Source organism: Archangium sp. (genome assembly GCF_036389735.1).
Taxonomy (GTDB): domain Bacteria; phylum Myxococcota; class Myxococcia; order Myxococcales; family Myxococcaceae; genus Archangium.
The window spans coordinates 1-11,555 of record NZ_DASVWK010001064.1 but is presented as its reverse complement, the minus strand read 5'-3'; the positions used below and the strand labels follow the sequence as shown (position 1 = coordinate 11,555).

General features: G+C 70.2%; 10 protein-coding genes. 8 read left to right on the top strand and 2 right to left on the bottom strand.

The annotated features are described in order from the left end of the window. From VF794_RS38085 to VF794_RS38075, 3 genes are all read left to right on the top strand, one after another. On the top strand, positions 1–1,494 hold a 1,494-nt coding region (locus VF794_RS38085; protein WP_331118333.1), incomplete at its 5' end, for a serine/threonine-protein kinase. 44 nt (positions 1,495–1,538) lie between these two features. Then, on the top strand, positions 1,539–2,480 hold the full coding sequence (locus VF794_RS38080) for a DUF2381 family protein (RefSeq protein WP_331118331.1): 942 nt from the start codon (positions 1,539–1,541) through the stop codon (positions 2,478–2,480). Between the two features lie 114 nt (positions 2,481–2,594). Continuing rightward, positions 2,595–3,794, top strand: coding sequence for an aminotransferase class I/II-fold pyridoxal phosphate-dependent enzyme (locus tag VF794_RS38075; RefSeq protein WP_331118329.1), 1,200 nt, complete (start codon positions 2,595–2,597; stop codon positions 3,792–3,794). Here VF794_RS38075 and VF794_RS38070 read toward each other — a convergent pair. Beyond that, positions 3,791–4,891 (bottom strand): DUF2891 domain-containing protein, encoded by a 1,101-nt coding sequence (locus VF794_RS38070; protein WP_331118327.1) that lies wholly within the window; start codon positions 4,889–4,891, stop codon positions 3,791–3,793. The two genes, VF794_RS38075 and VF794_RS38070, sit on opposite strands and share 4 nt — an antisense overlap. Then, positions 4,888–6,819, bottom strand: coding sequence for an ATP-binding protein (locus VF794_RS38065; RefSeq protein ID WP_331118325.1), 1,932 nt, complete (start codon positions 6,817–6,819; stop codon positions 4,888–4,890). Before VF794_RS38065 ends, VF794_RS38070 begins: the two co-directional genes overlap by 4 nt. Before the next feature lie 118 nt (positions 6,820–6,937). On the opposite strand from VF794_RS38065, the gene VF794_RS38060 reads away from it, so the two are divergent. From VF794_RS38060 to VF794_RS38040, 5 genes are all read left to right on the top strand, one after another. Continuing rightward, on the top strand, positions 6,938–7,702 hold the full coding sequence (locus VF794_RS38060; protein WP_331118323.1) for a DUF3592 domain-containing protein: 765 nt from the start codon (positions 6,938–6,940) through the stop codon (positions 7,700–7,702). Positions 7,703–7,790: 88 nt separating this feature from the next. Then, positions 7,791–9,341, top strand: coding sequence for an N-acetylmuramoyl-L-alanine amidase (locus VF794_RS38055; protein WP_331118321.1), 1,551 nt, complete (start codon positions 7,791–7,793; stop codon positions 9,339–9,341). An 87-nt stretch (positions 9,342–9,428) separates the two neighbouring features. Beyond that, positions 9,429–10,082: an NADPH-dependent F420 reductase gene (locus VF794_RS38050; RefSeq protein WP_331118319.1), complete on the top strand. Its 654-nt coding sequence runs from the start codon at positions 9,429–9,431 to the stop codon at positions 10,080–10,082. A 4-nt stretch (positions 10,083–10,086) separates the two neighbouring features. Continuing rightward, a complete protein-coding gene (locus tag VF794_RS38045; RefSeq protein WP_331118317.1) occupies positions 10,087–10,563 on the top strand; it encodes a hypothetical protein in 477 nt (158 codons plus the stop codon). Positions 10,564–10,672: 109 nt separating this feature from the next. Further along, positions 10,673–11,555: serine/threonine-protein kinase (locus tag VF794_RS38040; RefSeq protein WP_331118315.1), on the top strand; the 883-nt coding region annotated here is incomplete at its 3' end.

Here is an 11,555-nt window from a genome sequence, read left to right as displayed (position 1 = left end):
CCCCTGGACGAGGGCGCCGAACGGGCCGCGCGCGCCTGGCGCGAGATGGCGCTGGGCACGCGCCTGCACCACCCCAACCTCGTGCGCCAGTTGGGCGCGGGCCAGTGGCCCGACGCCAAGCCCCGTTTCCTGTGGTTGCGGCTGGAGTTGATAGAGGGCCCCACGCTGGAGGAATGGGGGCGCCAGCCCGGGCGCGACACGAGCGAGGTGGTGGACCGGGTGCTGGAGGTGGCACGTGCGCTGGCGGTGGTGCACGAGGCCCGGGTAGTGCACCGGGACGTGAAGGAGGCCAACATCCTGGTGCGCCAGAGTACCGGGCAGGCGGTGCTGGTGGACTTCGGGGTGGGCTACCACGAGGGAGATGCCACGCTGACGAAGGGGATGTTCCCCCCGGGCACGCTCCGCTACCGAGCCCCCGAGGCGTGGGCCTTCGGCCGCGCGCACGCGGGCATGCCGGGCGCGCACTACCGGGCCGGGCCCGGGGATGACCTGTTCGCGCTGGGGGTGGTGCTCTACCGGTTGCTGACGGGGCGCTTTCCCTTCCGGCTCACCGACGAGGGGGGCGTGGACGTGGACGCGGTGCTGCACCGGGCGCCCCTGCCTCCGCACCTCGTCAACCCGCGCGTGCCCCGGGACGTGGAGGCGGTGTGCCTGCGGCTGCTGGAGAAGCGGCCCGAGGCGCGCTACCCCAGCGCCGTGGCGTTGTACGAGGCGCTGGAGGAGGTGAAGGCCCGGGCTGACGCGGCCTGGACGGTGCCGCTGCACGAGGAGAGGCCAGCGGCGGGCAAGAGGCGGAGGCGTGGGGTCCGGGTGCTGGCGGGCGTGGGCGCGGGGTTGTCCCTGGCACTGGGGGCCTGGTGGCTCTCCTCCGGCCAGGAAGTGGCGCCCCCCGAGCCATCGCCGGAACCTGCACGGGCCATTGTCGCCGCCTCACCCGCGGCGCCCCGAAAGGACACCGCCCCCATGAAGAAGCAGCAGCAGACGCCCAAGGGCCGAGGAGCCTCCGTGCGCAACGCGTGTCTCGGCCTCACCGGCGCCGCCTTGCAGGCCTGCGTGAGCGCGCCGCAGCCGGTGCCTCCGGTACGCCCGGCACCGCCTCCGCAGGCATGCCCCGCCGGGGCCGTGGAGACCATGACGGGCACGCTGGGCCTGCGCTTGGGAGAAGAGCACACCTTCGAGTGGTCCGACGTGCGCGGCAGGGGCATCCCCGTGCGCGAGGACACTCCCGTCCTATTGTTCGGCGACTGGGACACGCCCACGGGAAAGACGGCACTGCCGAACCGGACCCGGCTCTCCGGACGGCTCTACTTCGGAGAGGGGCGCGTGTACGGCCGCTTCACCGAGGCGCGCACTCCCACCGGGGAGACGTACACGGTGTGCATGGAGTTGTTCGACGAGGGGGAGGTGGGGATGGTGATAGAGCCCGAAAGCAAGCCGGGCGAGGTGCTGGTGGCTCCTGTCGCGGACGTGCGGGTGGTGGACCGTTTCCAATAGAGCCGTCTTCTCCGATCTCGTCCCACTCGGGAGGTCCCCGTCCCATGTTCGCCCTGTCCTCCGCCGCGCTCCTGCGACTCATGCTGCTCGCCGCCCCGGCTGGCACCCGCGAGTCCTCCCCACTGCCCCCTTGTACGTCGGGCACGCGCCACCTCGAGTTGACGGCGGACACTCCCAGCGAGGCGCATGAGGTGTGCATCCGCCCGGGGCGCTCCAGCAGCTTCTTCTTCAACGCGAAGCTGGCGCGCGTGGAGCTGGCCGGACGGGAGCGTTTCCGGGTGATAGAGGATGAGGTGGGCTTCACCCTCATGCCCACGCAAGCCCTGCCGGATGGGGAGCGCGTGCCTGTGAGGGTGTCCTTCCAGGACGGTGTGGCCCCGGCGAGTGTCACCCTCCTGCTGGTGGTGCACCCCTCGGAGGCCGAGCAGCAGGTGGTCGTGACGCGCCAGCCGCGCACGGTGGCCTCCTACCGGGAGGGCGAGCAACGGGCGCTGGAGGAAGTCCGGCAGTGTCGGCGGGAGAAGGCGCGCCTCCACGCCGAGTGCACCGGACAGGTGGGGCTCACGGGACTTTTCGCCCAGCGGCTCATGGGCGAGGAAGGCGTCCCCTCCAAGAACATCAAGAGGAGCATGTCCGCACGCCCTGGCAACACGCTCACCGTTTCCAAGGCGCACAGCTACCGCTCCGACACCGGGCACGGGGAAGGCGGGCGCAAGGGGGTGCGGCTGGCCGTGGCGCTGGAGCTGCGGAATGAGGGAAACACGCCCTGGACACCCGCTGGCGCGGTGCTGGTGGGACCGCAGGGGGTGGAGTTGAAGGCGCTCGGCCTGTGGCCGCTGGAGCCCATCCCCTCGGGCAAAACAGGCCGTGTCGTGGTGGAGGTGGAAGCGCCGGAGGAGAAGGCGCGCCACACCTTCACCCTGAAGCTGTGGAGCCAGGAGAGGGGCGGCGGGGGCGAGTTCTTCGACGGCATGACGTTCCCGTAGTTCGACCTCGTCCTGCCTGGCTGGAAGTGTTGCTTGCTCGGAACCCTCTGCATTCCTTGGTGCCTTGAAATCGGCTCCCCGGTGTAGAAGGTGCCCCCCCATCCCGAGGTCCCCTTGGTCCAACCCGCCCGGCACATCGAGAACGTCAGGTACGCCATCCGCAACGTCGTGGCGGAGGCACTTCGTCTGGAGGCCCAGGGTCGGCGCATCCTCTATCTGAACATCGGCGATCCGCTGAAGTTCGACTTCCAGACCCCTCCGCATCTGATCGAGGCGGTCCACCGGGCGATGCGGGACGGCCACAACGGCTACGTGCCCTCGGCGGGAATCCCGGCCGCCCGCGAGGCCATCGCCCGCGAGTCCTTCCGCCATGGCATCCCCGGCATCACCCCCCTGGATGTGGTCGTCACCAACGGCGCGAGCGAGGCCATTGATCTGGCCCTCACGGCCCTGTTGGAGCCCGGTGAGCGGGTGCTCGTACCGTCCCCCGGCTACCCGCTCTACAACGCGCTCGCGGCCAGGCTGGGCGTCCAGGCCGTGCCGTACTCCCTCGACGAGGACAAGGGCTGGTCGTTGGATCTCGCGCAGATCGACGCCCTGTGCACGCCCGGCACTCGCGCCATCCTGCTGTGCAATCCCAACAACCCCACGGGCGCGGTGCTCGATCGGGACGTGTTGGAGGGGCTGCTGGAGATCGCCCGGCGGCGCGGGCTCGTCATCCTGTCCGACGAGATCTACGACAAGCTGCTCTACGACAAGGTGCACATCCCCACCGCGTCGCTCGCGACGGACGTGCCCATCATCACCTTTGGAGGCCTGTCCAAGGCCTACCTGGCCTGTGGCTGGCGGGTGGGGTGGCTCGTCTTCTGCAATTCACACCTGATGCCGGGGCTCAAGGCCGCGGTGCTCCGGCTGGCGGACGCCCGGCTGTGCAGCGCGGGCCCGCCGCAGTACGCCATCGCTCCGGCGCTGGAGGGGCCGCAGGAGCACCTCGCGGAGATGATGGGACGGATGCGCTCACGGCGGGATCTGATGGTGCGCCGGATCAACGCCATCCCCGGCCTGTCGGTGGTGGAGCCCGCCGCCGCGTTCTACGCCATGCCCCGCATCCAACTGCCGGGGGTGACGTCGGATGAGGCCTTCGTGCTGTCGCTCCTGCGTGAGACGGGCGTGCTGTTCGTCCACGGCAGCGGCTTCGGGCAGAAGGCGGGCACCACCCACTTCCGGGTGGTGTTCCTCCCGTCCGAGGACATCCTCGCCACCGCCTTCGATCTGCTGGAGGCGTTCGTTCGCCAGCACCACCCGCTGCCCTAGCCTCGGGGCTTGCGCGTCACGCCCCTGCCGGTCACCAGGTACACGGCGAAGCTGCCCAGCCAGTGTCCGCCCTCGTAGTGGGCGCCCGTCACGGCCCGGAGTCCCGCCTCGCGGTGCCGCTGGGCGGTGGCCCGCAGCGAGCGGAGTCGCTTGTCCGCGGCGGGAAGGCCGGAGACGATCCCCTCCAGCATCCAAGCCCGACTCAAGTTCAAACCGTCCAGGTGTGCCAGCTTTGGATCGGTCGGATCGGTGACGATCGCCGGCTCGAGCCAGGACGGGGAGCCATTGGAGGGGAGCTCCGGCAGGAAGTCGCGCAGCCACGTGGCGAAGCGCACCGGGGGCAGGACGCGCCGCATCAGATCCGCCTCGGCGAGGCACGGCGAGAGGAAGTCCTGTCCCGAGGGCTCGTACGCGAGCGGGCACCGGCGATCCTTGCCGTAGTACGCCAGCACCCGCTCCGTCAGCAGTTGCTCCATCGGCGCATCCCCCGCCTCCCGCGCCCAGTCCAGAACGAGCCCGAAGGAGAAGGCCGTCTGATCGTGCTCGCCCTCGCGGATGGGACGCGAGAGCTTGGGGAGCCACTCCCGCAGCCGAGCCGCCGCGCGGGCCTCCAGCGGCTCGAGCGTGGCCGACCACTCCCGGGCCTGGGGATCGTCCCACTCCCGCAGCTCCGCGGCGAGCTGGAGCAGCCAGGCCAGCCCATAGGGGCGCTCGAAGGAGACCCGGCCAGGGCCACTCAGGTAGCGCACCTCGGCCTCGATGTTGGCGGGGGTGAGGCTCCGGGCCACCGCCTCCCGCGCGCGCGCGGCGAAGGGGGCGTCCGGGAAGGTCCGCGCCAGCCGCACGAGCAACCAGTGCCCGTGGACGGCGGAGTGCCAGTCGTAGCAGCCGTAGAAGGCGGGGGTGAGTTCGCGGGGCGGGCGCGCGTCCGCGTCGCCGGTCATCACGTGAGCGATCTTGTTCGGGTACTCCTTGTGGACGCAGGCGAGCGCGAGCTCCGCGAAGCGGGTCGCGGCCTCGGCGCCGAAGTCCGGGGAAGGAGGGGGAGTGCTGGCGGTGAGCGTGGCCATGAAGCCCAGGAGGAGGGGGAGCGTCATCGGACGGTGCCCTCGTGCTGGAGGGGCAGCTCGATGGTGAAGGTGGCACCCTGGCCGGGCCCCTCGCTGGAGCACGTGAGGTTGCCGGACATCTCGGCCGCGGCCAGCGCGCTGATGTGCAACCCGAAACCGTGGCCGTCCTTCTTGGTGGTGAAGCCCTGGGTGAAGAGGCGCGCCACGATCTCCGGCGCGATGCCCATGCCGTTGTCGGACACCTGGATGCTCAGCCGCCCGTCGGAGCCGGGCGCGACGCGGATGGTGAGTCGCTTGTCCGGGCGCCCGCTGTCGAGCAGCGCGTGCCGTGCGTTGCTCAGCAGGTTGAGCAGGATCTGCAGCAGCTTGTGCCGATCCACCAGGATGGAAGGCACCTCGACGTACTCGCGGCGGATCTCGATCCCCAGGCGCTCGAAGGCGCCGGTGTGCAGCCGCAGGGCATCGTCGATGAGCCGGGGCACGGACAGCAGCTCGATCACCCCGGAGAAGCGCGCGTGCTCCTGCTGCATGCTGACGATGGACTTCACGTGCTCGATGCTCTCGGTGAGCAGGCGCTGCTCGGCCAGCAGGGCCTGCTGCTCCTCGACGAGCTGCTCCGACATGGCGATGAGGTAGCTCGGGAGCTGCTTGCCGCGGGGATCCGTGGACAGGAACGTGCACAGGTCCTCGGAGTGCTCGCGCAGCAGCTCCGTGGCCCGGGCGAGTCCTCCCACCCGCGAGGCGCGGATGCGATCCGTGACGATGTTGGCCGAGACGTTGACGCTGTTGAGGGTGTTGCCCACGTTGTGCAGCAGGCCGGTGGCCACCTCCGCCATGCCCGCATGGCGCGAGACATCCAGCAGGGTGCGGTGCATCTCGCTGAGCTTGTTCTCGGCCTCCTTGCGCTCGGTGACGTCCCGTCCGAAGAGGGTCAACCCCAGCGGCTTGCCGTCCTCTCCGAAGACGGGGTGGAGGGAGACGTCCATCACCCGCACCTTGCCCTCCCACGTCTGGGTCTGCTCGAGCCGGACGCGCTGCCCGCTGAACGCCTGGGCGAGGCGCTTCTTCCAGTTCTCATAGATGGCGGCGGACTCCCGGGGGACGATCGACTCGCCCACCACCGGATCCTGCCCATAGCGCTCGCGGTGGGCGCGTCGCATCACCGAGTTGCCGACGATGAGCCGCCCCTCCGTGTCCAGCGAGCACACCAGGTCCTCCGTATTCTCGATGAGGCTCTGCAGCTTGCGCTCGCTCTCGCGGAGCGTCTTGAGGGCCTGCTCTCGGGCCGCGTGGGCATGAGCGCGCGCGGAGGTGTGCATCCAGCTCACCGCCCAGATGCCCAGCATGCAGACGACGGCGAAGGTGTCCAACGACCACAGGGAGCCGATGTGGACGGGCGGGTTGAGCAGGCCGGAGGCGGTGAAGTAGAGGGGATGGACGATGCCCACGAAGAAGCCCACCAGCAGGGTGAGGATGAGCCCCTGGCGCGCCCCCACCAGATAGACCGACAGCGCGGGCAGCAGCATGCCCGCCGCGTGGGAGGCCGTGTAGGGACCCTTGCTGGCGAGACTGGTGATCACGAACCCGATCGCGATGCTGTAGCAGACGAGCGTCGCGGAGAGCTGATGCGACGACCTCCGGCGCAGCAGCACCAGCGAGCTCGTGACCATGAGGGTGGAGAAGGTCACCACCGGGCCAATCACCCAGGGCTGGGGGCTCCCCGGGAGGAAGAACAGGGTCATCCCGTCCATCAGCAGCAGGAAGAGGGCGATGCCCACCAGCAGGCGGTAGCGGCCCAGTTCATCCGGCTCGGCCTGGCGCAGGGGCTCCGACAGGAAGCGATCCATCCACGACAGAAGCCATGCTCCTGGCGAGCGCGAGGCGCGCTCGTGGGCGTAGGGCTTCGTCCCTCCTGGAACCCCTTGCTCCGTGTCGATGGTGGTTGTGGTCGACATGACGAAGGTGCACCCCCGGCACCAGCGAACGTTGTAGCCACGAGCCTACACCAGGGCCGCGCTGACTCGGAGACTGGTCTTTCGAGCACTTCGCGATTTGGCGAAGTAGGATGAGGCCATGCAGCTCGCCATCCCCCAGGCCCCCCGGCGTGTCCCCCTGTCGAAAGTGCCCGGAGCCCTCGCTCGGCTGGTGCGCGTGCTGGCGCTGGGACTGGCGGTGATGGCGGCGCTGGGCACGGGAGCGTGGGCCCTGGGCCGCTTCGTGGTGGAGGAGCGGGGCTTCATCTCGCGAGCCGAGGAGTTGGAGGGCACGGTGGCGGCGCTGAAGCTGCCGCCCCGCGATCAGCGCGAGGGCGCCGAGGCGACGCTGGAGGTCCTCTACGCGGTGGGACCGCTGCGGTACTCGGCCAGCGGGGTGCGCACCTTCGCCGAGTACGCCGAGGGCCTGGGCCCGGGGGCGCGCATCCGCCTGCTGGTGGATCCGCGTGTGCCAGACAGGCCGCGCGAGGCGGGGTACGTGCGCTCGCGCGCGCGAGCGCTGGGGCTGGTGCCCTGGGGGCTGGCACTCGGAGGACTGGTGGCGGTGGGCCTCTTCGCGCGGGAGCTGCGGCGGACGCTGCGCGCGGAGCTGCAGCCGCTGCGCACGGGCATGTTGGTGTGGCTCACGCCGGAGGAGGCATTGCCCGAGTCGCGCCGCGAGGTGCTCTTCCCGGCCAGCTACTGGAAGCAGGATCGCAAGCACACGGTGCGCGCGCGCCTGGGCCCGGGGCGGGCGCCGGTGCGCAACGGAGACAAGGTGCTGGCGGCGGTGCTGTCCTCGCTGCCCGACGAGGCCCGCGTCATCGACGAGCGGCTGGCGCGGGCGCTCGGGTGGATGCGCTGAGACGCCCACCCGTTGGGGGCGAAAATTTGCGAGGGCAGGGGGGCCGTGACACACGTCTGTAGCCCTCGCCGTACCCGGAGGACTCCTCATGACCTCGCGCCTCGCCCTCCTGCTGCTGCTGGCCCTGTTGTCGCCGCTCGCCGCCCAGGCGAAGCGCGACGCGGCCGAGGTCGCCTACCAGGAGGCGCGCCGGTCCTACTACGCGCTCAAGGATGACGCGGCCCGGCGCAAGCTGCGCCACCACTGGCTCAACGTGGCGCGCAAGTTCGAGGCCGTGGCCAGCCGCTACCCCAGGGGCCCGAGGACCGCGGAGGCCCTCTACACGGCCGCCGAGCTGCTCAACGAGCTGAGCCGCATGTCCTTCGTCGAGGACGATCTGCGCGCGTCGATCGCCGACTACAGCCGCGTGATGGAGGCCCACCCGAGGCACCGGCTCGCGGACGACGCGGCCGTCACGCTCGCGCGTGTCTACTTCGAGCGGTTGGATCAGCCCGAGTCCGCGCGCCGCGTCATCACCCAGAGCCTCACGGCCAACCCCAAGGGGGACCGTGTGCGCGAGCTGAAGGCGCTGCTGGCCTCGCTGCCGTCGCCTCCCATCAAGGCGCCGACGCCCGCCCCGGTGCGCAACCCGCCCAAGGCCGCCCCGGTCGTGGCCGCCGCCGAGCCTCCCAAGGCCGCCGAGCCGCCGGCCCCCGTCGTCATCCGTGTCGACCTGTCCAAGCCGGCCGATCCGGAGCCGACGCCCACGGTGACCGCGCCCGCGCCCACTCCCGCGTCGGAGTCGAAGCCGGCGGTGGAGCCCGCGCAGGCGGTGGCCTCCGCGCCTCCCGCGTCGAACAAGCCGGTCACGGCCCCGGTGGACGAGCATGTGGCCCAGGCCCGTCTCAAGGCGGTGGCCAAGGTGTCCAACAGCGCCGAGCTGACGCTGGCGGAGCAGCTCGGGCTGAAGGTGCGCCGGGTGGTGATCGACGCGGGCCACGGCGGGCACGACACCGGGGCCATCGGCCGCAAGGGCACCCAGGAGAAGGACGTGACGCTGGCCATCGCACTGAAGCTCGCGCGCGAGCTGCGCACCCGCGGGCTGGAGGTGATGCTCACCCGCGAGGACGATCGCTACCTCAAGCTGGAGGAGCGCGCCCGTCTGGCCAACGAGCTGAAGGGAGATCTCTTCATCTCCATCCACTGCAACTCGGCGCCCACCTCGAAGCTGCGGGGCGTCGAGACGTACACGCTCAATACCTCGGCGGACCGCTACTCCATCCGCCTCGCGGCGCGAGAGAACGCGTCCTCCGAGAAGGGCATCAGCGACCTTCAATTCATCCTCGCGGATCTGGCCACCAAGGCGAACACCGAGGAGTCCACGCGGCTGGCGACCCAGGTGCAGAAGAACCTCGTGAGCCACCTGTCCAGCAACTACTCGGGCGTGAAGAACCTGGGCACGAAGGAGGCGCTCTTCTACGTGCTGCTGGGCACGAAGATGCCGGCCATCCTCGTGGAGACGGCCTTCCTGTCCCACGCCGAGGAGGAGAAGCGCCTGGCCACGGAGAAGTACCAGGAGGACGTGGCCCAGGCCATCGCCCACGGCGTGGATGACTTCCTCGGCAACCGCCGCAAGATGGCCCAGGTGCAGGTGGACTAGCGGCGGGTGGGGCTCGCTGTTCGCCCGGTTGACGGCTACGCTTCAGGTGACAGGCGCCGCACAGGGGGCGCCCACGGAGGCAACGCCATGAAGATCTCGGTTCTCGGTACGGGTATGGTCGGCGAGACGATCGCCAGCAAGCTGGTGGAGCTCGGGCACGAGGTGAAGATGGGCTCGCGCTCGGCGAACAACGAGAAGGCCACGGCCTGGGTGAAGAAGGCCGGCGCCAGGGCCTCGCAGGGCACGTTCGCCGACTCGGCGGCCTTCGGGGAGATCCTCTTCAACTGCACGCTCGGCTCGGGCTCGATCGAGGCGCTCGAGGCCGCCGGGAAGCAGAACCTGAAGGGGAAGATCCTCCTGGATCTCTCCAACCCGCTCGACTTCTCCAAGGGCATGCCGCCGACGCTGTTCGTGTCCAACAGCGACTCGCTCGGCGAGCAGATCCAGCGCGCCTTCCCCGAGCTGAAGGTGGTCAAGACGCTCAATACCGTCAGCGCCAACGTGATGGTGGATCCAGCGCGCATCCCCGGCGAGCACAGCGTGTTCGTCTCCGGCAACGACGCCGAGGCGAAGAACCGCGTGAAGCAGCTGCTCACCGAGTGGTTCGGCTGGAAGCAGATCATCGACATGGGTGACATCACCACCTCGCGCGGCACCGAGGCCTACCTGCTGCTGTGGATCCGGCTGTGGGGCGCGCTGGGCACCCCGGACTTCAACGTCCACCTCGTCAAGAAGGGCTGAGTCCATGCCGCTTCGCGCCATCGTCCTCGTCTTGTCCGTGGTGACTTTTCTCGTGGCCGCCAAGACTCACGGCCGCCAGGTTCGCCTGGAGCGAGAGCGCGCCGGTCACACGCGCGTCATCTTCGGAGGGGAGAACCCGCCCTTCGTCGAGGCGCTCTGGAAACGGGATCGCATCCGCTTCTGGAGCACCGCGGCCCTCGTCTTCGCCGTGGGAGCCGTGCTGGTGCTGGCGGGCGCGTCCCTGGGCCTGCCACGCCCGCTGGGCGGTGGAACACTCGGAGCGGTCTGGACGATGCTCTTCCTGCCGCTCGTCACCGGGTTCGTCGTCTGTGGCACCGCGAGCCTCGCCGGCTTCCTCGCGACCCGGGCGGTGGATCCAGGCTTCACCTCGGGGACGTTGCCTGGGAGCGTGGCCTGGTGGTCGCTGGTCCTCACCACGCTCTCCACCACGCTGGTGCTCGCCTTCCGCACCGCGCGCTGAGAAGCGAAGCAGAACCTCTCGCGGCCTCCAAGACACGGACTGCCCCACGGGTCATGGACAGCAACGGGGGCGAAAGCGTCTCCTCCTGGCCTTTTAGAAGGCAGGTGGGATGCGCGAGAACGAAAGCGGCGCGGGAGGGGCAGGGGAGCGGCCCTGGCGGGAGTTCAAGCCCGGGACGCAGGTGGCCGGCTTCACCGTGGAGGCGCCGATCTCCTCTGGCAGTTTCGGCACCGTGTACCGGGCGAGCAGGGGGGGGCGGGCCTTCGCCATCAAGGTGGTGCCCCTGGACTCGCGGGGCGACCGGGAGGTGGACGCGCTGCGCCGGATCCGACACCCCCACGTGGTGCGCTTCCATGGGTATGGGCTGTGGCCGGACGACGAGCCGCGTTTCATCGTGTTGGCGCTGGATTTCGTCGAGGGCCGCGCGCTGGACGTGTGGATGCGGGAGCGGAATCCAACCGCGCTCGAGCTGGTGCGGCAGGTGCTGCTGCCCTGCGTGCGGACCCTGGGCGCCGTGCATGCCGCCGGAGTGGTCCACCGGGACGTGAAGGAGTCCAACATCCTCATCCGCGATTCGGATGGGGAACCGGTGTTGGTGGACTTCGGCGCCGCGGGCTTCGAGGGCGCACAGCGCCTCACCGCCGTGCTTCCCCCGGGGACTCCGGAGTACCGGAGCCCCGAGGCCTGGCGCTTCGTCCGCGAGAGCGAGAGCCCGGAGCCGTACCCGGCGGGGCCAGGAGACGATCTGTGGGCGCTGGGGGTGGTGCTCTATTTCCTGCTGACGGGCACGCTGCCCTTCGGTGATCGGCAGAGCCCGGGGATGGTGCACGCCGTCCTCCACGCGATCCCGAGACCTCCGCTCGAGCTCAACCCACGCGTGCCGCCGGCACTGAGCGAGCTGTGTCTGCGCATGCTGGAGAAGGCACCCGAGGCGCGATACGCGAATGCCGAGGCGCTGGAGGAGGCGCTGGAGGAGGTGGCGGCCCTGGGTG

Bases quoted from the DNA above. Each gene is read 5' to 3' on its own strand.
- VF794_RS38080 (WP_331118331.1), top strand. From the start codon at position 1,539: ATGTTCGCCCTGTCCTCCGCCGCGCTCCTGCGACTCATGCTGCTCGCC.
- VF794_RS38070 (WP_331118327.1), bottom strand. From the start codon at position 4,891: ATGACGCTCCCCCTCCTCCTGGGCTTCATGGCCACGCTCACCGCCAGC.
- VF794_RS38065 (WP_331118325.1), bottom strand. From the start codon at position 6,819: ATGTCGACCACAACCACCATCGACACGGAGCAAGGGGTTCCAGGAGGG.
- VF794_RS38060 (WP_331118323.1), top strand. From the start codon at position 6,938: ATGCAGCTCGCCATCCCCCAGGCCCCCCGGCGTGTCCCCCTGTCGAAA.
- VF794_RS38055 (WP_331118321.1), top strand. From the start codon at position 7,791: ATGACCTCGCGCCTCGCCCTCCTGCTGCTGCTGGCCCTGTTGTCGCCG.
- VF794_RS38050 (WP_331118319.1), top strand. From the start codon at position 9,429: ATGAAGATCTCGGTTCTCGGTACGGGTATGGTCGGCGAGACGATCGCC.
- VF794_RS38045 (WP_331118317.1), top strand. From the start codon at position 10,087: ATGCCGCTTCGCGCCATCGTCCTCGTCTTGTCCGTGGTGACTTTTCTC.